The sequence below is a fragment of the Bradyrhizobium sp. Ses1 genome, from assembly GCF_059512365.1.
On sequence record NZ_JCAMOQ010000074.1, the window covers coordinates 1 to 22,004 of the forward strand.

General features: G+C 60.6%; 15 protein-coding genes and 1 pseudogene. 6 read left to right on the forward strand and 10 right to left on the reverse strand.

What is annotated here, in order from left to right; all coding sequences use genetic code 11:
* The 3 genes from AC5ZG5_RS42215 to AC5ZG5_RS42225 all read right to left on the reverse strand — a co-directional run.
* Positions 1-92 (reverse strand): LysR family transcriptional regulator (locus AC5ZG5_RS42215; RefSeq protein WP_496114004.1); only part of this gene is annotated, 92 nt, incomplete at its 3' end.
* 13 nt (positions 93-105) lie between these two features.
* Positions 106-468 (reverse strand): winged helix-turn-helix domain-containing protein, encoded by a 363-nt coding sequence (locus AC5ZG5_RS42220; RefSeq protein WP_130228105.1) that lies wholly within the window; start codon positions 466-468, stop codon positions 106-108.
* Between the two features lie 275 nt (positions 469-743).
* Positions 744-1,385, reverse strand: a complete 642-nt coding sequence (locus tag AC5ZG5_RS42225; protein ID WP_456646108.1) for a response regulator transcription factor — start codon at positions 1,383-1,385, stop codon at positions 744-746.
* Positions 1,386-1,619: 234 nt separating this feature from the next.
* Between AC5ZG5_RS42225 and AC5ZG5_RS42230 the strand changes: the two genes are divergently transcribed.
* Positions 1,620-2,012, forward strand: a complete 393-nt coding sequence (locus tag AC5ZG5_RS42230) for a response regulator transcription factor (RefSeq protein ID WP_130228103.1) — start codon at positions 1,620-1,622, stop codon at positions 2,010-2,012.
* On the opposite strand, the gene AC5ZG5_RS42235 is transcribed toward AC5ZG5_RS42230, so the two are convergent.
* From AC5ZG5_RS42235 to AC5ZG5_RS42245, 3 genes are all read right to left on the reverse strand, one after another.
* Positions 2,007-7,892, reverse strand: a complete 5,886-nt coding sequence (locus tag AC5ZG5_RS42235; RefSeq protein ID WP_456646109.1) for an AAA family ATPase — start codon at positions 7,890-7,892, stop codon at positions 2,007-2,009. The two genes, AC5ZG5_RS42230 and AC5ZG5_RS42235, sit on opposite strands and share 6 nt — an antisense overlap.
* Before the next feature lie 397 nt (positions 7,893-8,289).
* On the reverse strand, positions 8,290-11,463 hold the full coding sequence (locus tag AC5ZG5_RS42240) for an efflux RND transporter permease subunit (RefSeq protein ID WP_456646110.1): 3,174 nt from the start codon (positions 11,461-11,463) through the stop codon (positions 8,290-8,292).
* Positions 11,460-12,665, reverse strand: a complete 1,206-nt coding sequence (locus AC5ZG5_RS42245) for an efflux RND transporter periplasmic adaptor subunit (protein WP_496138706.1) — start codon at positions 12,663-12,665, stop codon at positions 11,460-11,462. The genes AC5ZG5_RS42240 and AC5ZG5_RS42245 overlap by 4 nt, the downstream gene beginning before the upstream one ends.
* Before the next feature lie 774 nt (positions 12,666-13,439).
* Between AC5ZG5_RS42245 and AC5ZG5_RS42250 the strand changes: the two genes are divergently transcribed.
* From AC5ZG5_RS42250 to AC5ZG5_RS42265, 4 genes are all read left to right on the forward strand, one after another.
* Entirely contained in the window at positions 13,440-13,931 is a 492-nt protein-coding gene (locus AC5ZG5_RS42250; protein WP_130228099.1) for an OsmC family protein, read from the forward strand.
* Between the two features lie 546 nt (positions 13,932-14,477).
* Complete coding sequence (locus AC5ZG5_RS42255) at positions 14,478-15,395, forward strand: NADP-dependent oxidoreductase (RefSeq protein WP_456646111.1); 918 nt, start codon at positions 14,478-14,480, stop codon at positions 15,393-15,395.
* 180 nt (positions 15,396-15,575) lie between these two features.
* Positions 15,576-16,211 carry a nitroreductase family protein gene (locus tag AC5ZG5_RS42260; RefSeq protein ID WP_130228106.1) on the forward strand — a complete coding sequence of 212 codons (636 nt, stop codon included), beginning with the start codon at positions 15,576-15,578 and terminating at the stop codon, positions 16,209-16,211.
* A 34-nt stretch (positions 16,212-16,245) separates the two neighbouring features.
* Positions 16,246-16,791 (forward strand): carboxymuconolactone decarboxylase family protein, encoded by a 546-nt coding sequence (locus AC5ZG5_RS42265; protein ID WP_130228097.1) that lies wholly within the window; start codon positions 16,246-16,248, stop codon positions 16,789-16,791.
* A 266-nt stretch (positions 16,792-17,057) separates the two neighbouring features.
* Here the strand turns inward: AC5ZG5_RS42265 and AC5ZG5_RS42270 are convergent, their stop codons facing one another.
* Positions 17,058-17,339 carry an L-histidine N(alpha)-methyltransferase gene (locus AC5ZG5_RS42270; RefSeq protein WP_130228096.1) on the reverse strand — a complete coding sequence of 94 codons (282 nt, stop codon included), beginning with the start codon at positions 17,337-17,339 and terminating at the stop codon, positions 17,058-17,060.
* A gap of 288 nt (positions 17,340-17,627) precedes the next feature.
* Positions 17,628-18,047, reverse strand: coding sequence for a cupin domain-containing protein (locus AC5ZG5_RS42275; RefSeq protein WP_456646112.1), 420 nt, complete (start codon positions 18,045-18,047; stop codon positions 17,628-17,630).
* Between the two features lie 207 nt (positions 18,048-18,254).
* Here AC5ZG5_RS42275 and AC5ZG5_RS42280 point away from each other — a divergent pair.
* A pseudogene (locus tag AC5ZG5_RS42280) lies at positions 18,255-19,015 on the forward strand (IS5 family transposase).
* A gap of 1,304 nt (positions 19,016-20,319) precedes the next feature.
* Here the strand turns inward: AC5ZG5_RS42280 and AC5ZG5_RS42285 are convergent.
* Together AC5ZG5_RS42285 and AC5ZG5_RS42290 are read right to left on the reverse strand one after the other, a co-directional pair.
* Positions 20,320-21,237, reverse strand: coding sequence for an NADP-dependent oxidoreductase (locus AC5ZG5_RS42285; protein ID WP_456646113.1), 918 nt, complete (start codon positions 21,235-21,237; stop codon positions 20,320-20,322).
* Positions 21,234-21,974, reverse strand: a complete 741-nt coding sequence (locus AC5ZG5_RS42290) for a cytochrome P460 family protein (RefSeq protein ID WP_456646114.1) — start codon at positions 21,972-21,974, stop codon at positions 21,234-21,236. The genes AC5ZG5_RS42285 and AC5ZG5_RS42290 overlap by 4 nt, the downstream gene beginning before the upstream one ends.
* Positions 21,975-22,004: the final 30 nt, after the last annotated feature.

Consider the following 22,004-nt stretch of genomic DNA (forward strand, 5'->3'; position numbering starts at 1 on the left):
GCGGGCTGCGTGACATTGCACTGCTCGGCCGCGCGGGTGAAGTTGAGCGCGGATGCGACGGCGAGGAAGTAGCGAACCTGATGAAGCTCCATGGGTTGTTCTCCATCAAGTTGATGCGATCCCGGGGTTGACGATCAACCGATGGCCGGCGCAGTCGTCACGCAGCGCGGACATATGTACGGGCTCAACAAAGGCTTTGGGCCACAATCGAGCCATCAGGTCCTGCTCGCTGAGCAATTCACCGCGACGTTCAAGCAAAGCAAGTAGTATCTCCCAGGCTCGAAATCCGAATGGGAGGGGCTTCTCGCCTTTCAGAAAAAGGAGCTGCATTGGAAGCAGGCGAAACGGTCCGAATGACACTTTAGTTGGTGGAACAAAGAATCCGCGGTCCGTATCCGGAGTTTGAGAGGCGCAATTTGCGTCAAATCCCGGTTCGGGATGCGTCAAGCGACCAATAGCTGCGCGCATTATAATCTCGCATGCCTGGGAACGGCGGGTGGACAGTCTCGTTGGGCGCATTTTGATGGCTTGGAGCGTTGCGGTCGATTGCGCGGGGGTACTGTAAGGTTCGATTGTCGCTGTCTGTGCTAAGCGATCGCTTAGAAGTGAGGGCAGGCACTTCGCGCCTCGAATCCGTCAGCCGGATGGGGGCGCCTAAGGGAGGAACTCAGCGCTGCGACAGAATGCAGTGGACGCAAACTGCGAGTAGATGGCGCCCTCGGGGGAGAGACCCAGGTATGCCTTTAGGCGCAGAAATTCTGGGGCTGCTGTAGTCTTATGTTGAGGCGGTCCGCCATCCGGCTGAGTTCGGGAAGCGAACGTGCCTTCATCTTCCGCATCAGGTTCACGCGATGCACCTTCACCGTGGATTCGGCGATGCCGATATCGTTGGCAATTTGTTTGTTTAGGCGACCGGCCACGACGCCGAGCATAACTTCACGCTCACGGGAGCTGAGCATGTCGAATCGCTCCTTGAGCGCAGCCAATGCGCTATCACTCTCTCGACGGGCACGATCGCGAGCGAGGCCGGCCTCGATGGCGTCAAGCAGATCCTGATCGCGGAATGGCTTTGTAAGGAACTCTATTGCACCGCCCTTCATCGCCTGCACGGTCATCGGCACGTCGGCGTGCGCTGTGATGAAGATGATCGGCACTTGCCTGTTTGCGGCGACTAGGTCGCGCTGGAGCTCCAGACCGCTTCGCCCCGGCATTCTCACATCGAGCACCAGGCAAGTGGGACCGCCCGGCGGATCGGCGTTGAGAAAATCGGGAACAGAGGAAAATTGTCGGGCAGGCAAGCCGACTGTCCGCAACAGCCGCACGACCGAGTCGCGAAACTCGGGATCGTCATCGATAACCAAGACACAGGGATTTGCCTCACCCATTCTCGGTATCCTCCGTGGGGAAGCGCGCATTTTCCTCTATTCCGACGTCACTCTACGCACAATCAGCCGAGATGAACAGATATCTTTTGCCTAAGCGGATAGCCGGAAGCCTAAGCCATCGCTTACGGGCGCGGTCATTGCATTATTGGGGAATGTCCCGGACACTAGAGATTGCATGCAGGCGCAAGGTATGCCGCCAGTGTAGTGGAGCGAGGAAGGCGCCTGGAACCGGCAATGTTGAACCGAACACTGATAGCCATCGTCGACGATGATCAGCTCTATCGTGAGTCAATGCGAAAGCTCATAGTGTTAATGGGCTACACTGTCGAGGCGTTTCCGTCAGCAGCCGATTTCCTGGCCTCACGCTTTTTGCCGGAAACCACCTGCTTGATCGCCGACGTTCACATGCCCGGAATGACCGGAGTCGAACTGCACAGGCATTTGGTCGATGCAGGGTACGCAATCCCGACGATCCTCGTTACCGCCTACCCCGATGAGGTCGTCAGGGACCGGGCTCTAAAGGATGGGATTGTTTGCTACCTCAGCAAGCCAGTGGACGACGACTATCTCGAGCGGTGCCTGCGTTCGGCTCTGCAGCCGGGTACGCCGATTGAGGACAATTCATGAGTCGTTGTCCGCCGGCAGGGTGAACTGAAATACGGCGCCGCGAGGTTCGTTCGCTTCCGCCCACAACTTGCCCCCATGAGCATGGATGATGGAGCGGCATATCGACAACCCCATCCCTGTTCCACTGGACTTCGTGGTGTAAAAGGCGTCGAAGACTCGATCGAGATGCTGCGGATCAATGCCAGGCCCGGAATCGCGTACGGCTACGAGGGCGCCCGCCTGGTCTTGCTCGGTGCTGATCAACAGCTCTCTTGCCCCTTCCTCAACCGAGCCCATCGCTTCAGCCGCGTTCAGAATCAGGTTCAGCAAGACTTGTTGGAGCTGAATGCGATCTCCCAGAACCGGAACCACACCGTCCGCAAGCAGAGTCTGGACCGAGACGCCATTCCTGTGGATCACGCTTTGCGCCAGTACGATCACTTCGTTGGTAGCTGAATTGAGATCAAAACGCTCTTTTCGAAGAGGCGCCTTCTTGATGTGATCGCGCATCCGTCCGACGATATCCTTGGCTCGGTCCGTGTCCCTGACAACGCAAGCGAGCGCTTCCCTGGTCTCATCCAGATTTGGCGGGTTCATTTCCAAAAAACGCATCCCGGCACGGGCGTTGTTACGAGCGGTCGCAATCGGATGCAGAATTTCGTGAGACAGCGAGGCGGCCAATTCTCCCATCATGCTCACGCGGTTCATGTGGGCGAAATCCAGCTCGAGCTGTCGCAGCTTTTCACGTTCGTCCTGTGCGCGCCTTCGTTCCGTCACATCGACGGTTGTGGTGATGACCTCAGCCAGCGCACCTTGGGGGGAAAACACATGATGGCTGGTTCCTTCGACCCATTTGATTGTTCCATCAGGTAGCAGGAGTCTGAACTCGGCCATGAAATCTCTTTTCTGGCGCACAGCCTCCTGAATCGCTACCCACACTCTGTCGCGATCCTCTGGGTGAATGCGTTCCCACATACTTTGTCGGCTTGGAAGGCCCTGCAGCGGCTCAAACCCCCAGATCCTGTAACTCTCGTCCGACCAATAGAGGTAACGCATCGTCGTTGCGTTATAGACCCAATTGCCAGTGCGGCTGAGTCTCTGTGCCTGGCTAAGCGCTTCCTCGACGCGCCTGCGCTCTGTCAAATCAAGCACGAAGGCAAGGCCCTCGTCGCCTCCTTCTTTGAACAACGCGGCGCCAATAAGCACAGGAACGCGACTGCCGTCTTTCCGAACATACTCCTTCTCGAAGGGCTCAACTCTCCCGGTTGAGTTCAGTTCGGCCCGAGTCAGTATGTCGCGCTCACGCCATTCGGGCGGGGACAGCTCGGTCCAGCGCACGCGGCCCGAAACCAAGTCTTCACGGTCATATCCCACGATGCGTAGAAACGCGTCATTAGCTTCGAGGATCCGCCCTTCCCGGTCGGCAATGAGGATCCCAATGATGTTGGCGTCGACCAAACGCCTGATCTTCCCTTCCCGATCCGCGAGCTCGTCATAAAGCCGCGAATTTTCAAGCGACATTGCGGCCTGCGACGCAAGCACCTTCAACACTGTGACGCGGTCGGGTGTGAAAACGTGGGCCGCCAGGCTATTTTCGAGATAGAGTACACCGGCCAATCTGCCCTGTTTGAGCAACGGCAGGCAGAGAATTGAACGGGCGTGATGCCGATGAATGTACTTATCGGCGGAAAACGGGTTCGCGACTGCGGCATCGTGGAGAAGAATGCTCTCTTTCGTCCGGATCACGTAGCGTAGGATGGACTCCGGCAGATCTGCGGCCGTTACACTTGCTCGTCGCTGACCGACAGTCACCGTATTATTGCTGGTCGTGACTTCCGCCTCAATCCGAAAGCCATCACCTACCGCAAGGATCAACAGACCTCGCCCAGCCCCCGCGTGCTCAATCGCTGTGCGCATCAGCGTGTCGATCAGTTTTTCTGGAACAATCTCGCCCGACACGGCTTGCGAGACTTTGATAACAGTAGCTAAATCCAGTCGTTCGACGGGTGTCCCGATCGTGCTTGTGGGACCGGCACTTGGCTTTTCGTCCCTAAGGTGCGGATATAGTTCGTCGAGTTGGCGCACCTTGCCGTCGGCTCCCCAACGGATGTATGCGTACCGCGCGTCCTGCAGATAAGCATGCGCGATCTTCTTGAACCCGCGTGCGGCATAAAAGCGGGCGGCAAGTTCGTTGGCGAGCGCCTCGTTGTGGACAAAGCCGTGCGCGTGTGCGGAGTGGATAGCGTGCTCGTAAAGATGTTCGGCATCGAGCGCGCGGCCTTCGATCCGGGCGATCTCCGCCCCGACGAGTGCGGCGCGGTTCTCGAAGTTGTCCGGGCAAGCCGTCGCCCAGACCTCGAGCTGTCGGTGGTGCGCGGCCAGCGCCGTGACATGCTCCTGCCATGGGCCGGCCGCTGCAGACTCGCAGGATGCTGCTCTGGAGAGCGCACTGTAAAAGTGATATTCCGCACATTCGAAAAAAGACGCCGATGTCGGCTGCAGCTGATGCGCGCGCAATGAGGCTTCGAGGGCACCTGCATAGTCGCCGGCAAAGAAGCGTGCCTGCAGCTTGCGGGTCCAATACGAGCCCTCGGCCAACTTCAGATCCGGATTCCTGCAGAAACGAGCCTCCAGTAGGCCTTCGTCAAACTGCCCATCGTCAAAGCGACCGAAAATCGGCGTCAAACCGCGGAGTGTCCGAATCAGCCCAAGCTGGCCGGCGATGGAGTCGCTCGCAAAACCGAACTGTATGTCCCGTGCAAACGCGAGACCATGCTCGACCTCAACTTGCACGTCATCGAGCGGATCGCCCGCCGCGAGAAGATACGTGTTCAGGTGGGTGTGGTAGTACGCCGCAAAAGTGAGGTCACCGATCTGGTTTGCCGTCTCGAACGCACGTCGCAGCAGATCACGACCTTCCCGGGCGTGTCTCGTCCAGAACATGAGTAAATATCCAAAGTTCAAATAGGTCCTGGCCTGGAAGCGCTTTAGCCCGCGCTGTTCGACCAGTTCATAGCCGAGGCGGCCGAATCGAAGTCCCGCCTGGTAGTCGCCGAATTCCGGTCCAGCGAGCCTGGCGAGCACTGCATAGGCGTAGCACGAGCCGTCACAATTGCCGCTTTCGAGGCTGAGATTGACTGCTCGACAGATGACCATCGAACGTAATTTCGCATCCGTGTAGTGGGCAGCCGGCCCGAGCTTCGTCAGAACATCGAGGGTCGCAAGCGATACGGCATTGTCCATCAAAGGCAGATCAATGAGGCTTTCTATCGTGCGGGAGCCGAGTTGGGACCAGATCCGCTCATACTCGCGCCGAGCCTCGTCTTCGGTTGGGTGCGGCGACCAGTCAATGCCCAGGTGGCGGAGATAGTCGAGACCGACTGCGATCGCGCGGCTGCCCTGATCCAGGGTCGTGTAAAGATCCACCTGCAGGCACGTGACGCGGGCTCGTTCGATCGTCGTTGCGGCGCGGGCCGACAGCACCGCCAGGCGCCGCTCGGCTTCCGCCAGTGCACCAGTGAGGAACTCACATTCGGACCGGTGCAGCTCCAGCTCAAAGATCAGGTCGTGCTTGCGTTCCCAAGAGTCCGCTGGCAGCAGTGCCGCGCCGGAGAGCAGATAGTTCAGCGCCGAGGCATAGGCTGTCGAGGTCTTGGCGCGTCTACCTGCGATTAAATTCAACTCTGCGACCCGCTCAAGCTCTTCAATTGACGTGATGAGATGCGAGCTGCGGTTGAGCTGATTGACGATTTCGAAGATCGCCTCTTCCAGCTTCTCTGGAGGGGTCTGCGCTGCGAGCAGCATCCCTATTCGGAGATGGGCTTCGGCACGCAATTCCTCCGGGATCAAGGAGTAGGCGGCTTCCTGGACATGGTCGTGGAGAAACTTGTAGGAATCCTCCGAACGAAAGATCAGCCCTGCTCGCACCGCTTCCCAAAGCTGGCCATGCATCTCCTCCTCGGAGTTCTGGTAAACGATGCACAACATGGTGAACCCTGCGACGTTGCCCAGGCAGGCGAGCTTCTGCAATGCGTGCCGGGTTTCGGCGGACAGGCGGTTCAGCTTCCCCACCATAAGGTCCACCACATTGTCGGTGTAACCTTTGGCGTGAATGCGATTCAGGTCCCAGCACCATCGCGCCTCGCCATAATCGAAAGTGAGCAATGCTTCGTCGGCGAGCGCAGAAATGAACTGAATAGCGAAAAGCGGATTGCCGGTTGTCTTCTCGTGGATCAGCTGTGCCAGCCGAGTGATTCTCTCTGGTTCGCTGTGAACAGAATCCGCGATTAGTTGTCCCAGGTCTTCACAGGTCAGGGGTGCCAATACGATGTCTTGCAATATCGCTCCAGCTTGGCGCATCACTTCGAGCTTGCGCATCAGCGGGTGGACGGGATCGACTTCGTTGTCGCGATAAGCGCCAATCACCAACAGGTTTTGCACATCCGGCCGGGTCAACAGATCCTCGAGCAAATCGAGCGTTGCTGCATCGAGCCATTGGAGATCGTCGAGGAACAGGGCGAGCGGATGTTCAGGCCGCGCGAATACGCCGATAAATCGCCGGAACACCAGCTGAAAACGGCCCTGCGCATCCCGTGCCGGCAGCTCGGGGACCGGTGGCTGTTCGCCGATGATGTGCTTCAATTCCGGGACGAGATCGATAATGAGCCGACCGTTCGGTTCGAGCGCCTCGAGCAGCGCCTCCCGCCATTGCCGCAGCTCCGCTTCGGTCTTGCTCAAAAGCGGGCGGATCAGGCTCTGAAAGGCCTGTGCAAGGGTGGCGTAGGGGATGTCGCGCTTGTACTGGTCAAACTTGCCCGATGCAAAAAGACCGCGGGGCCGAACAAGGGGCTTATGAAGCTCGTTGACGACCGCGGACTTGCCGATGCCGGCGTATCCGGAAACCAGCACCAACTCCGGCCTGCCGCCGGCGACGATACGGTCGAAAGAGGCAAGCAGGGTATCGATCTCGGCTGTCCGACCATACAATTTTTCGGGGATCAGCAGCCGGTCCGGAGTGTCGTGTTCCCCGGGTGGGAATTCGTCGATAGCGCCTCGGGTTTCCCATTCAACAAGGCAACGCCGAAGATCGCTCTCGACACCTGCAGTCGTTTGGTAACGCTCCTCAGCAGGCTTAGCGAGCAGCTTCATAATGATCGCAGAGACGGAGCCTGGGAGGTTTTTTAACCGCTCACCGGGCGGCGCCGGCGGTCTTGCAACATGGCAGTGCACCCATTCCATCGGATCGGCCGCCGTGAAGGGCAGAACGCCCGTGAGCATTTGGTACAGCGTGACGCCGAGGGAGTAGAGATCGCTGCGGGCGTCGACCGAGCGGTTCATCCGCCCGGTTTGTTCGGGTGCCATGTAGGCAAGCGTACCGGCGATGGTCTCGGCCGGCTCGGGCGCCTGCCGCTCGCGGGACAGGCGCGAGGCAATACCAAACCCGGTGAGCCGCACGTGTCCATCCGCGCAGTCCACCACAATGTTCGCTGGCTTGATGTCTTTATGGATGAGCCCGCGCTGATGAAGCTTGCCCAGAGCCGAGGTAACAGCGACGGCAAGGCGCAAGAAGCGCCCGACCTCCATGGGCCCACCGAGCAAACGATCGAGCGGCTCTCCGCCAGGATCATCGAGCACCAGTATGGTCCGACCGGCGTCGCGCGTGAGGGCCAATGGCTGGACCGCCCATGCCCCGTCGAGCTCATCTTTCAGCTCGTATTCGTGGGTCAGGCGATCGAGTCTCGCCCGCGACGGGTGGTCGGCGGCAGGGGCAACAAGCAGCACGGAAACCCGGTTGCCATTGTCGTCCAGTCGCCAACCGCGGCTGAACACGCGCTCGCCGTCCTCCCACAACGCCTGAGAGCTGCCGTCCGAGTACGCGACGTTCAGCGACTGCTGCACCATCTGTCAGACTCCGGCGTCGGGCTTCGGCTTGAAGTCGGCTGATCAAGCTCTTCGCCACACGCGGCCTCACTCGAGCCTAGAGAAATCGTACTCCATCACTCGGGAAATGCCAGCCGCCCTCTGTCTTGCCGGGTACGGCGGACGCGGATCCTCTTTCGCCTAGCAGCAATTTCGAGCGATTTGCCCACCCTGAGGGTGCAGAGGCTCGAGCTGGAACTCAGCCATCGCGAGCGCCAGCTGACCCAGCTCACCGAGCTTGGAACGGAAATACTTCCGATGCTGGCGTGCATGCTGGCCTCGGCAAAGACGGTACGTCGCCGAGCCCAGGCGCGTTCTGCGCTCCTCAGTGTAACGGAGAGAGTGTTCCGGCTGTATCGCGCATCGGCGGCCCCGCAAATCACTCCGCCGCGGCAGCGATCGTTTGAGTCGGCTTGCCCTCATTCTTGCCTTCCGCGAGGTTGCGCACCATCATGTAGAAGATCGGCGTGAAGATCAGGCCGAAGAGCGTGACGCCGAGCATGCCGAAGAACACGGCAACGCCGACGGCCTGGCGCATCTCCGAGCCGGAGCCGGTCGATACCACCAGCGGCAGCACGCCGAAGATGAAGGCGAACGACGTCATCAGGATCGGCCGCAGCCGCAACCGGCAGGCCTCGATGACAGCCTCCAGCCGCGACCTGCCCTCGAGTTCAATGTCGCGCGCGAACTCGACAATCAGGATCGCGTTCTTGGCCGCAAGTCCGACCAACACCACGAAGCCGATCTGGGTCAGGATGTTGACGTCCTGGCCCATAATGCGCACGCCGATGGTAGCCGCGAGCAGGCACATCGGCACGATCAGGATCACCGCGAACGGCAGCGTCCAGCTGCCATATTGCGCCGCCAGCACCAGATAGACGAACAGCACACAGATCGGGAACACATAGAGGCCGGCATTGCCACCGGTCACCTGTTGATAGGACAGATCGGTCCATTCGAGGGAAAACCCGCTCGGCAGTGTTTCGTCGGCCAGTTGCTTGATGGTGTTGAGCGCCGTCGTCGAGCTCACCCCCGGCGCCGGCTCACCCTGCAGCTCGGACGCGGCGTAGAGATTGTAACGCGCGACACGGTCGGGGCCCGAGATGTTCTTGAAGTCCACGACGCTGCCGAGCATCACCATGTCGCCGGCGGCGTTGCGGGTGCGCAGCCGCGCCAGGTCGGAGGTCTCCTTGCGAAATGGGAGATCGGCCTGCGCTGTGACGTGATAGGTGCGGCCGAACAAATTGAAGTCATTGACGTAGGTCGAGCCGAAATAGGTCTGGATGGTGTCATTGATGTTGGCGATCGGCAGCCCGAGCTTCTGCGCCTTGACGCGATCGATGTCGACGAACAGCTGCGGCGTATTCGCCGTAAATGGCGAGAAGACGGAGGTCAGGTTTGGCGACTTCCGCGCGGCGGCGACGAGCTCGTCGGTCGCGGCTGCCAGCAGCTCAGGGCCGCGGCCTTGCCGATCCTGGATACGGATGGTGAAGCCGCCGCCGGTGCCGATGCCTGGTACCGCGGGCGGCGGAATGACGATGATGAAAGCGCCCTGGATCACCGAGAGCCGCTTGCGCAGATCGGCCGTGATCGCGTTGGCCGACAACCCCTTCTTCTGCCGTGCCTCCGCCTCGTCGAACACCGGGAACAACGCCGCGGCGTTGCCGGCCTGCGTGCGCGTCGCGCCAGAGAAGCCGCTGAACGCCCCAACACGGACGATACCTGGCGTATCCAGCGCGATGCGCTCGATTTCGCGCACCACCTCAGCGGTCCGCGCCAGCGATGCGGCGCCTGGCAATTGCACCGAGATGATGAGGTAACCGCGATCCTGTGCGGGAATGAAGCCCTGCGAGGTCGTGGCGAGCAGCCAGCCGGCGCTGCCAATCAGCGCGAGATAGATCACAAGCATCACCGCCGCGTGCCGGATCACGAAGTCGGCGGCGGCCGCATAGCCGTATGCCAGGCGATCGAAGACGCGGTTGAACAGCGCGGTGAAACCGTCCCAGCCGCGCGCAATGATGTTCCAATGCGCCGGCGGACGTTTCTCCTCGTGCGGAGTAAGTATCTGCGAGGCCAGTGCTGGCGACAGCGTCAGCGAGCAGAAGCAGGAGATCGCGGTCGCGACCGCGATGGTAACGGCGAATTGCTGGAAGAACCGCCCGGAGATGCCGCCCAGGAAAGCTGTCGGCACGAACACCGCGCAGAGCACCAGCGCGATCGAGACCAGCGCGCCGCCGACTTCCTCCATGGTCTTGAGCGCCGCCTCCCGCCGGCTCATACCGTGCTGGAGATGTCGTTCGACATTTTCGACAACCACGATGGCGTCGTCGACCACGATGCCGACCGCGAGAACCAGACCGAACAGCGTCAAATTATTGATCGAGAATCCGAGCGCGGCCATCACCGCGAAGGTACCGACCAGCGACACCGGGATCGCGATAATCGGGATGATCGCAGGCCGCCACCCCTGCAAGAACACCAGCACTACGATGACAACGAGCGCCATCGCCTCGTAGACCGTCTTAATCAGCTCATGGACCGATTGGGCGATGAATTCGGTCGGGTTGTAGCCGATATTGTAGTCGAGTCCCTTCGGAAAACTCTCCTTCAGCTTCGCCATGGTGGTGGAGATTGCCTTCGCTGTGGCGAGCGCATTCGATCCGGGCCGTTGCGTCACCACCATCGCGACCGCCGATTTGCGCAATATGCGGCTGCTGGTGGCGTAGGACAGCGCGCCGAGTTCGACCCGTGCGACGTCGCGTAGCCGCACGGTACGGCCGTCAGAGCCGGCCTTTACCACGATGTCCTCGAACTGCCCGATGTCCTTGAGGCGGCCAGTAAAGACGAGGTTCGGCTGGAATGCGCGGTCGGCAATCGGCGGCTCCGCGATCTGTCCGCCCGTGATCTGCAGGTTCTGGGCGCGGATTGCCGCCAGCACCTCGCCCGACGTCAGACCGACATCAGCGATCCGGTCGGGATCGAGCCACAGCCGCATCGAGTAGTCGCGCGCGCCGAACATCTGGATGTCACCGACACCGTCGAGCCGCAAAAGCTGATCGCGGACCTGCAGCAGCGTGTAGTTGGAGATGTAGAGCTGATCGAACGAGTCGTCGGGGGACAGCACGAATACCGCCATCAGGATGTCGGGCGAGTTCTTGCGGGTTACGACGCCGTTGCGTTGGACCTCCTCGGGCAGCCGCGGCTGCGCAATCGCGACACGATTCTGAACCAGCACCTGGGCCTTGTCGAGATCGGTGCCGAGCTTGAAGGTAACAGTTATGGTGAGCTGGCCGTTCGAGGTCGCCTGGCTGTAGAGATACAGCATGTCCTCGACGCCGTTGATCTCCTGCTCGATCGGGGCGGCGACGGTGTCGGATACGGTCTGCGCCGAGGCGCCGGGATAGGTCGTAGTGACGGTAACGGTCGGCGGCACTGCCTGCGGATATTCCGAAACCGGCAGCGTCTGGTAGGCGATCGCGCCGACGATCACAAGCACGATCGACAGCACCATCGCAAAGATGGGCTGGTTGATAGAAAGCTTTCCGAGATTCATGGCTTGACACCTGCCGGAGTGCCGTCCCCTCCCCGCGCCTGCGCCAAATTAGGCGTCACCTTGGCGCCAACGCGGGCCCGCTGCAGCCCGTCGATGATGACGTGATCCTCCGCCTTGAGACCCTCCCGGATCACGCGCAGGCCGTCGTCGAGCGGCCCGAGCGTGACCGGCCTTGCTTCCACCGTGTTGTCGTCCTTGACCACGAACACGATCTTGCGCGACTGGTCTGTGGCGACGGCGGCGTCCGGGATCAGCAGCGCCTCATAGGGCGAGGAGCCGATGATCCTGACGCGCCCGAACTGCCCCGGCAGAATCGAGAGATCCTTGTTCGGGACGATCGCGCGGCTGCGCAGCGTCGCGGTCGAGACGTCCAGGCGGTTGTCGAGGAAGTCCATCTTGCCCTCGCGCGAGGGCTTGGTCTCGCCGGTCAGCTTCACCTGCACCGGGTTCGGCGTGTCGCGCGAGCTCGGCCGCTTGCCTTCAAACCACAGCTTGCTGTCGCGCTGATAGGTCGCCTCGTCGACGTCAAAATAGATGTAGATCGGATCGAGCGACACGATCGAGGTCAAGAGCGTGGCGCCGCTATCGGCGCCCTGCACCAGATTGCCCGGCGTCACCAGATGCCGGCTGACGCGGCCGGTGATCGGTGCCAGCACGTGGGTGAACTCGACATTGAGCTGCGCGGCCTTCAGCGCACCCTCGGCCTGCGTCTCAGCCGCATAAGCGGCCTGCAAGGCCTGACGGCGCTGATCGACCACCTGTACGGAAACTGCGCTGGTCTGGACCAGGTTCAGCCCACGGTCGAGTTCACGCTTGGCGAGCTCTGCCTTAGCCCGCGCGTCGTCGAGTTGGCCCTGGGCTTGCGACGCGACCGCCTCGAACGGACGCGGATCGATGATGTAGAGCAGATCGCCCGCATGGACAATCGCACCGTCCTTGAACTGGACGCTGTTGACAAAGCCGCCGACCCGGGCGCGGACCTGGACCTCCTCGACCGCCTCGAAGCGGCCGGTGAACTCGTCCCAGTCGGTGACCGTACGCTTGACCGGTTGCGCGACTGTCACCGGCGGCGGCGGAGGCGCAGCCAGCTGCGATTGCGCCCTCTCGTCGCAACCAACGACGGCCAGCGCGAACAGCAGACTAACCGACCCGCCACCACATCGTCGAAGGCGCCGAAACGAACCGCGATCGAGCCGGGGCACCGGAGCGGGATGCTCGGTTCTATCAGTCGTACTCCATGGCGCGACAATTTCGATTGCGTCATTGCTTTGCATATCGCCCCCGCCTTTCAATTTCCCATCGTGTTCCGCGTGTCGATCGCGGCAAGCGCAAGCTCGGAACGACGGTGCTTTCGACAATGACCTTGCAACGTCGGTGAAGAAAATCACCTCTCGCCATAGAGTCGATAAACGATCGTTATTGCCGCTCGCCCCGCGGCGTGATGCCGTAGCGAGGAATCCCACGAGCCGCATGGCGCTCGAAGCCTACGTTTTTATTCTGCGGAGACTTCCAAGCCGCGTTCAGTGGCTAAATCGGCACCCAAAGCGGTCGCGGCTTGCACAACCGGCGCCGCGAGATTCGCGCAGTGAGCCCGAGAGTAGCTCGTACGCGGCGTACGAGAGCGGCAAAATGCGCACTCATGTCCAGCATGAATGACTTAAACGCATTTTTACTGTCTAGCGCGTTTTGGAGGGATTGTTCATTTCCGCGCCAAACAACTCAAAGATCATTCAGGAGGCGCGTTCCACGGATTTCCTCGTCGCGGAGCTTCGACGCTGACTTCGCGGAGCATTCCTGCCGGTTATGGATATGATAGCTTTACCCGGATGGTCGCCGGATTTAGTTGCTGAATGCAACGGCCGGAGCGAACGCCGCGCTGAAATCTCGCACCAACTCTGAGACCTGCTCTGCGATGTTGCTGGCGTACACACTGTCGATGCTCGTGGATCAATCATTCGAACAATCGGGACCTAATTATGACCAAGACCCGCGAAGTTGTTGTCGTAAGCGACCCTACTAATCTTGGCGCGCTGGTAGGCCATGTCGGCGAATCTCAATTTCCGGTCGGCGGTCCGGATTGTGTCGGCCATATTTCTTCTGGTCCCAATCCTTACGACCTTCTTAGCGCATCTCTCGCTGCATGCACGGCTATGAGCATTCGTTTTCAGGCTCGACGCCAAAAACTTCCGCTGGAGCGGTTGGAAGTGGGCGTCAGCTTCCACCATGGCGCTCAAGGCGAAAGAGACTCGTTCGCACGCACCCTCGTGCTGGGGGGAGAACTCGACGCTCAGCAGCGCGCATTCCTGCTGGAAGCCGCAAACCTCTGTCCCATTGGCAAAATTCTCGGCATTGGTGCGGATATTAACACACGCCTGGACGCTACTATTTCCGGCCACAGCCCAAGCACTCGGGCCAGCTACGAGGATGATCTGGCTCAACTTCCGATCCCGAATATCACTCCGGATTGAGTGTCTCTCGTGCAGTCGATCACTGTACTGGGGCATCGCAGCCTATCATACCCGCAGGGCCTGCAGTTCGGTGGACCCGCGATGCCGGATGCCCCGACGGGCTAAAGCCTACCGGCTCCTGTCGTACGGGCCCTCGCCGAACCCAACCTTGTCGTATTGGGAAGACGTGATCCCCAACCTCGGATTCGCGCGAAGACTGATCCGACGCGAATCTCAACCCAACGTTCTCGCGTTCTCCCTCGCCCTTGCTTGTTCGACCAGCATGGCCTCGGCACCAATAGCGGCCCGCTGACGACAATCCGGCCGCCTCCTGATCTTGGCCCAACAAGCGGCTTTCTTCCGCGCATTCCAGCTCTTTCTTGCGTCCTCAGTACCCAAGGCGGGCATTCGTTCCGCGTTTCACTGCTGACGCGCTTTGATCTTTCGCGTCGATGGCATCGATTCCATAGCCACAGGTCATTGGACCATCGTGTTTCGCGATCGTATTTTTGTTCGTCCGTAAGGCAATTCGGAAGATGACGACATACCACACAGGGGAGGTTGACGATGAGGGCAATCGTCGTAACGGACCAGGCTGCGGGAAACGCCGGCATGAGGCTCAAGGAGCGGCCCGAGCCGCAGGCTGCGATCAACGACGTCGTCGTTCAAGTTTATGCGTCGGGATTCGTCGGGACCGAGCTGTCGTGGCCCTCGACCTGGACCGATCGCCTCGATCGTGGCCGAACACCGTCGATTCCGGGGCACGAGTTGGCCGGAGTGGTCACCGCTCTCGGATATGGCACGACGGGCCTGTCAGTGGGCCAGCGGGTGTTCGGCCTCGCGGACTGGTATCGCGACGGCACGCTGGCCGAGTATGTGGCGATCGAGGCACGCAACCTCGCGCCGCTGCCGGGCGACGTCGATTTCACCGTGGGCGCAAGCCTGCCGATCTCGGGTCTGACTGCGTGGCAGGGATTGTTCGTGCACGGCCGCCTTCATGCGGGGCAGAGCGTTCTCGCGCACGGGGCGGCCGGCGCAGTCGGGTCGATGGTGACGCAACTGGCACGAGAGGCCGGCGCCTACGTCATCGGCACCGGACGTGCCGCCGATCGTCAGACGGCTCTCGACTTCGGCGCGAATGAGTTTGTCGACCTCGACAACGACGCCCTCGAAGACGTCGGAGGAATCGATCTGGTGTTCGATGTCATCGGAGGCGACATCGGGAAGCGTTCCGCGCGCCTGACTCGGGCTGGAGGAACACTGGTGTCCATCGTCGGGCCGAACGAGACGCGGCCCGCCGATGGCCGAGCGGTTGACTTCGTTGTTGAGTCCGATCGCGCCCAACTGAGTGAGATCGTGCAGCGGGTGTGGGACGGGCGACTGCGGACGAACATCGGCACCGTCGCGCCCCTCGACGATGCCGTCGCCGCCTTCAAGCCAACCGCGCGCCGCCCGGGGAAGACGATCATTCGCGTTCGTCCGTAAACGACACGCCTTCGATGCGCGCGGCCGGCCGCGTCCTCATCAGACGCGCCGGCGCAACCTGTGAAACTACCCACGGCCCTTGGCATAATGCCGAACGGGCTCAATCCCTGCAGCCTTTCCCGCAAAGAGAGCGAAAGCACTCTTGTATCTCAACCTGTCCCTTCAAGCATACGAATCACCATGACTAACGAATTTACCATGACCAACGCGGTCATCGAATGTATCCTGAGCCGCAGCTCCACCAAGTACTATGACCCTGCCGCCACTCTGAGCGACGATCAGATCCGCGAACTAGTGCGAATCGGCACCACTGCGCCGACATCCTTCCATTTGCAGAACTGGCGCTTCATCGCCGTACGCTCGCCTGAAGCCAAGGCTCGGCTGAGTCCGATCGCCTGGAAGCAGCCTGCGATCACTGACGCCGCTGTTACCTTCATTGTCTGCGGCCAGCTGGCTGATTCCAGTGTAATTCCGGACCGCCTGGCGCCGGTGGTGGAGGCGGGGATTATGCCCGCAAAGTTGATACCGGATTGGGAAATCCCCGCACGCGATCTCTATAAGGACTATCCGCAGCGCCAGCGCGACGAAGCAGTGCGCACCGGCGCCTTCGGCGCGGCGGCGATGATCTATGCGGCCCGATCGCTAGGCCTGGGTTCGACGCCGATGATCGGTTTCGATGACAAAGCGGTGCACCGCGAGTTCGGACTGGCTGAGGACGAGATACCGGTCATGCTGTTGTCCGTAGGGGCGGAACGTCCGGGAAACTGGCCGCAGAAGCCGCGCCGCGCGGTGGTCGATGTGCTGGATCTCATTTGATTATTTGTGAAACCGATAACTTGCGGAGATCATGATGCCAAGAATTGCAGCTCTAAAGCCGGAACAGGTGCCGGCCGATTCGAAACCGACCCTCGATATGTTCACCAAAAACCTCGGGTTCACTCCAAATATGATGGCTACCTTCGCGGCAAGTCCGATCGCGTTCAACTCATGGGCCACCCTGCTCGGCTCCTTGAGCAAGGCGCTCGACGTGAAGACGCGGGACAGCATCGGCCTCGCCGTCTCCGAAGTGAATGGCTGCGACTACTGCCTGACGGTCCACAGCTTTACGGCCGATCATATGGCCAAGCTGCCGGCCAATGAAATCATTCTTGCTCGGAAAGGCCACGCCAGCGACCCGAAGCGGGACGCCGCCATCCAGTTTGCGCGCAAAGTCGTTGAAGCCCGCGGCAAGGTCAGTGATGCCGATCTGAAAGCCGTCCGCGATGCCGGCTACACGGATGCGAACGTCATCGAGATCGTCGCGCTGGTGGCCATGTACTCTCTGACGAACTTTTTCAATAACGTGTTCGATCCCGAGAAGGACTTTCCCGCCGTTGCGCTGGCGGGCTCGATCTGAACTTTATCCGGTCGCAACGACCGTCTCTCAGGGTGGCTGGAGCCTTTATGTGATGCAAGCATAACGCCAGAGCCCGGATGCATCCAGGAAAGATTTTTGGGAACCCGTCCGGGCTTTTGCTATCTGCTGACAAGGTTAGGATACTGCATGAACTCCGGGCCGCTGCGCTTCATTCGTCAATCGCTCACCTGGTGTGATGTCCCCGCCCAAACATGATGTATTCAGCCAGCACATGAATGGGCAGCAATTCGACGATCGGCGGGTGTTCAGTAGCGAATGAGTCCGAACAGGCCGAATAACCCGTCCGCATCCTGCCAAGCCTCGGCAACGCTCCATCCGCCGGAACGGGCCAGCCGCTCGAAGCTCCCCGCGGTATATTTTCGGGAGCTCTCAGTGTGGATGGTTTCCGACGTTCTGAAATTGAACGTCCGCCCACAGAGTGTAACGCGCTGTTCGCATAAGCTGACCAAGTGCATCTCTACCGCCTTCTCGATCTCGTTCCATCGCGCCGCGTGCTCGATCCTCTTACGTTTCTGCAAGGAAGCCATCGGCAATATCGATCGGCACGTAGCGTCGCGGGTCGCGCAGTCCTTGCAGTACAAGCTCCGTTTTAACGCCGGCCCCCCGCACCGCTCGTGGTGTAACCAACGGCTCGGCAGTGCCTTCACATCAGCGGATAATCCGCCGACGACATCTCGAGCAAATGCATTTTCAACAGGGCAGATGCTGTTTTGCGTGAAGCATATTTTCCGCTTTCGGCACACGGCGGATGACGGCCGCGGTAAACTCGCGGCCGATATCACCACCGTAGATTCTCGGCTGGCGCAGCGAGTAGCTTATTTGACGGGCGTGGTCAGCGCTTTGTCATTGGTGTCGAGGACGAAGACAGCGAGCAGCTTTGCCGGCTCGGTCCTGCTCGCGTTGCGGCTGATCGAATGAATCGCGCCCGGCGGTTCAGACCAGCTCTCGCCAGCCCGATAGATGCGCGTCTCGCCATCATTCACCTTCGACTCGATCGCGCCCGAGATCACGTAGGCGTAGATGAAGGCCGACTTCGCGTGGGTGTGGGACGGAGAGGCCGCGCCCGGCGCGTACTCGACCTCCACGGCGATCAGCGACTTGCCAGGGATATTGGGAATGGCCGACTCGAAGTTCTTCGTGACGGTTTCCGCTTCGCCATCGCGGGCGTAGACCGGGCTGGCCATCGAGAAGGCGAAGGAGGCGCAGGTGGCCGCAATGATGGTTCGGATCTTCATGGGCTTTCTCCTTCGTTCTGCATTGTTTTTTCTCGGCCTTGCGGCCCTGTTGATTACGAACACCGAACGGGTCAATCTCGCGGGATGAAGTGGACGTGGGGCCCCAGCTCGATAATGGACACCGCGGGCGTGACTAGGTTCTATACTCAATTAACTCTAGCGCAAATCAGTGAGGAGTGATTCAAGTCCTCCATTGGGGGCTTGATCATGCGCTACGATCTGACGGATTTCGAGTGGAGCGTTATTGAACCAGTGCTGCCGAAGGGACGCCGCGGCCGGCAGCCGCAGAACAACCGGCAGGTCGTGAATGGCATCTTTTGGGTGCTGAGGACGGGAGCGCCGTGGCGGGATTTCCCCGAGCGGTATGGACCTTAGACGACCGTCTACAATCGGTTTGATCGTTGGCGCAAGGCTGGCATCTGGGACAGGCTGATGGGGGCAGTTACCAAGGCCCATGAGGGCAAGGTTCAGATGATCGACAGCTCGATCGTGCGGGTGCATCAGCATGCCTCAGGGGTCAAAAAAGTGGAGATCGTTGTGTGGGGCGAAGCCGCGGTGGGCTCTCGACCAAAATCCATGCGCGCGTCGACCACCAAGGCCGGCCGATCCAGATCCTGATCACACCTGGCCAAGCCCACGATCTGACCGGCGCCGAACCTCTTCTGGCCAGCCTCGGCCAAGACACCATCATTATCGCCGACAAGGCTTATGACGCCGATCGCCTGCGAGCCCTCTTCAAGGCCCGCGGCGCCACCGCCAACATTCCCAACATGATCCGGCGCAAAAAGCGCTTCCGGTGGACCAAAGCTCTCTATCGCGAGCGCAATCACGTCGAACGCTTCTTCAACAAGCTCAAGCAGTTCCGTCGCATCGCCACCCGTTATGACAAGCTCGGCGCGAGCTTCCTGGCGTTTATCCAGCTCGCCGCCGTGCGAATTTCGCTTCGCTCAATTGAGTCCACGACCTAGTCGGGCTGTCGTTGGGTATCCTAAGGGCGCCGACGGCCGGCGCGCTGGCGATAGCAGGCGGGAGCATCAGAAAGATCATCCGCCAGGACCTGTCATCGAGGATCGCGCCGGCGATCGCGGGCGCGACGCCACTGGCGACAACCGCGATGGCGGATCAGATACCGACCGCACGGGCTTTCTTGTCGGCGGGAAAGGCCGCGACGGGGCTGATTGCCGATACAGCACTGAACGGGTTTATCACCTATCATGGATCGGCTGACGAAGTTGTTTTCAGCTGAGAACTTGTCTGGGAATCCCTTCAAGATTGAGGATGAACTTCAATCCCCCCTTACCTCAGCGAAACCGACCGGATCTCCGGCTCACGGCTACGTAAGCCACGCTATCATCGCACATGACACGCGCCCCTTGCTTAGAGGCTCTACCGGGCCACCCCTTGTCAGGCACCGAGGACGATTCGCCTCCGTTGGGGGAGGACATATGAACTTCGTCGGTCCTCCCCGTGTACTCTTCTCAAAAAGTGTCATAGGACTCGCGCCCAGCCGCAATGTTGATGGGCAAAGCCGATCTGAGCATGGACCGCCGTCACCGCTTGGCGCAGGTGGTCCTCAAGCCTGTCGATATCGATCTCGCCGCGTGCCACAAGGCCGATTTCCTCGGCTCTTGGCAACAGCGAACGGAAGAGTTTCCGCGGCCCATGCGTAAGAGACGAGTCGGGGCCGCCGTCCACCGGAGTCTCCGAAAACAGGCGAGGCAACTCCCCCCCGCATTGTAGAAATGCTCCACCATCCGCGCTCCGGCATCAGGGCACGTAACGACTGAGCGAAACGTCGTATTGATGAGATCGGAGGTATCCTCCCATAGCGGGACCAGGGGAAAGGACCACCATGTTCCGAGGAGGAATACCTCGTGGAAGGCAACTGCGCCGCCTCGCTGGACGTGAGTGGCCGCTGCGGATCAGTGCGACAGGGTCGCTCTGGTGGACCAAGACATAGCGACGGATAGCCAGATCGCAGTTTCCGGAGCCGGTCATTTCGAATTCGATATTGGCGTGACCAGCGGCGCGCGCGCTCGCGGGCCGTAGTGATCGCGACAGCGCTGCGGTCGATCCGGACGACGCGCCCGTGACGAAGGCGGCCCGGCCGACCGCCTCCACCTGTCGAGACACTTTCCGCGGTGCCGTTCCCGGCTCGAATGCCCCAAGACGTAATTTTGCATCCAACCAGTCTCCTTGTGTTGCTACGCTACGATCCAAAAGGCGACGATGATCCACGAGGAGCGCAGAACCGCTCGCCGTCCCCGAGTCCTCACGGACGAACGCGGATGATCGTTTTCCCGCTCGTCCGCTTGCTCGGATTGAAAGCGGCGACAGCATCATCGAGGGTCGCGATGTTGCCGATGTTCGTCCGCAGTCGTCCGTCCCGCACCCGCTGGACGATCTCACCCAGTTGGGCGCGATCGGACACGAGAACAAAGTCGATCGTCAGGCCGTCGGCAGGCCGTACCTCGGTCGGGCCGGCGATGGTCACCAGCGTTCCTCCGGCTCCAATCAGGCCTGCGGACCGCTTCGCGATGTCGCCGCCGAACATATCGAAAACCAGATCTACTGTGCCGACGTCTTCTAGGGCGTCGTTCTCGAGAGCGACGAACTCCTGCGCGCCGAAGTCGAGCGCGGTCTGACGGTGGGCGGCGCGTCCGGTGCCGATCACGTAGGCGCCGGCCTCACGTGCGAGCTGGGTGACCATCGAACCGACCGCGCCGGCCGCGCCGTGCACGAGGATGCTCTGCCCTGCCTGAAGGCGGCCGTGCACGAACAGTCCCTGCCACGCGGTCAGGCCCGGCATAGCCACGCTCGCGCCCACCGCGAACTCGACATCGCCCGGCAGCGGCGCGAGGTTGCGTGCCTCGACGGCCACATACTCGGCCAGCGTGCCGCCGCGATACGAGTCCGTGACTCCGAACACCCGCTGCCCGACCGACAGTCCCCTCGTGCCATAGCCAAGGGCGGTGACCACTCCGGCCAGCTCTTGCCCGGGAATCACCGGCGCCCGGTCACGGCCGAAGCGATCGGTCCAGGTCGAAGGCCACGTCAGCTCATCCCAGGTGAATCCCGACGCATGAACCTGAACAACGACGTCGTTGATCGCTGCCTGCGGCTCGGACTGCTCCACCAGCTTCATTCCCGCCGTTCCCGCGGCCCGGTCCGTTACGATGATCGCCTTCATATGAATTGTCTCCTCGGTTGCTTGTCTCTTTGCTGGATATGTTCCAGCGATGAGAGCCCGTTCGACATCTCATGCCAGCGGCACCCTGTGTTGGCGAACCGGTAGCGTTCGTTGACGATTTCATTTGTCCAGCAACGGATAGAATTGGGTCCAGACGTCGTCTTTCTTAGCGCTAGCCATGTGGCAGAACGCGCATTCGGACTTCGGCCGCAGCTAGGCTGTCGGAGCCTTCGGCTCGTGGTGATCGATGTTATAGTAACCCCAGCCTCCAGTGTCGTCGCAGCGCTTGCTATCCTGACGGAAACGTCCGCGCCGTTTAGCTTTCCGGGGAAGAAGCCTCGCCGGGAGGCCTCGGTGCGGGAGCCATCCGGGTTCTCGGCTGGGAGCGTCAGCTGTAGCTCCTTGAAGAAGATCGTTCCCTCCGGAAACTCACCTGTCTTCTTGTAGATCTCGTATGAACCCGGTTTGATATAAACGTTGTGAAATTCAGGAAAATTGGCCTTCCCGCCGTTGAGCGCGTTCGGAGTGACAGGTGAGCCGACGAACACCCACTCATTGAAATTCTCCGGCAGTATCAAGTCGCCGGATGCGGTATATTCGGGGAGACAGCGCTTCCTCGTCGGTGCGCCGATGTTATTGGATTCGGATTGCGCGAATACAGCTGTCCTGCCAACTGCGCTGGAAACCGCTCCGGCGATCAGTAGGGTAAGGCGCCTACCTTTTTTCTCCCCGACCATACTTTTTCTCCCACGCAATTGAGTAATCTC

Bases quoted from the DNA above. Each gene is read 5' to 3' on its own strand.
- AC5ZG5_RS42260 (WP_130228106.1), top strand. From the start codon at position 15,576: ATGACTAACGAATTTACCATGACCAACGCGGTCATCGAATGTATCCTG.
- AC5ZG5_RS42220 (WP_130228105.1), bottom strand. From the start codon at position 468: ATGCGCGCAGCTATTGGTCGCTTGACGCATCCCGAACCGGGATTTGAC.
- AC5ZG5_RS42225 (WP_456646108.1), bottom strand. From the start codon at position 1,385: ATGGGTGAGGCAAATCCCTGTGTCTTGGTTATCGATGACGATCCCGAG.
- AC5ZG5_RS42285 (WP_456646113.1), bottom strand. From the start codon at position 21,237: ATGAAGGCGATCATCGTAACGGACCGGGCCGCGGGAACGGCGGGAATG.
- AC5ZG5_RS42270 (WP_130228096.1), bottom strand. From the start codon at position 17,339: ATGGCTTCCTTGCAGAAACGTAAGAGGATCGAGCACGCGGCGCGATGG.
- AC5ZG5_RS42230 (WP_130228103.1), top strand. From the start codon at position 1,620: ATGTTGAACCGAACACTGATAGCCATCGTCGACGATGATCAGCTCTAT.
- AC5ZG5_RS42250 (WP_130228099.1), top strand. From the start codon at position 13,440: ATGACCAAGACCCGCGAAGTTGTTGTCGTAAGCGACCCTACTAATCTT.
- AC5ZG5_RS42290 (WP_456646114.1), bottom strand. From the start codon at position 21,974: ATGGTCGGGGAGAAAAAAGGTAGGCGCCTTACCCTACTGATCGCCGGA.
- AC5ZG5_RS42275 (WP_456646112.1), bottom strand. From the start codon at position 18,047: ATGAAGATCCGAACCATCATTGCGGCCACCTGCGCCTCCTTCGCCTTC.
- AC5ZG5_RS42255 (WP_456646111.1), top strand. From the start codon at position 14,478: ATGAGGGCAATCGTCGTAACGGACCAGGCTGCGGGAAACGCCGGCATG.
- AC5ZG5_RS42235 (WP_456646109.1), bottom strand. From the start codon at position 7,892: ATGGTGCAGCAGTCGCTGAACGTCGCGTACTCGGACGGCAGCTCTCAG.
- AC5ZG5_RS42265 (WP_130228097.1), top strand. From the start codon at position 16,246: ATGCCAAGAATTGCAGCTCTAAAGCCGGAACAGGTGCCGGCCGATTCG.
- AC5ZG5_RS42240 (WP_456646110.1), bottom strand. From the start codon at position 11,463: ATGAATCTCGGAAAGCTTTCTATCAACCAGCCCATCTTTGCGATGGTG.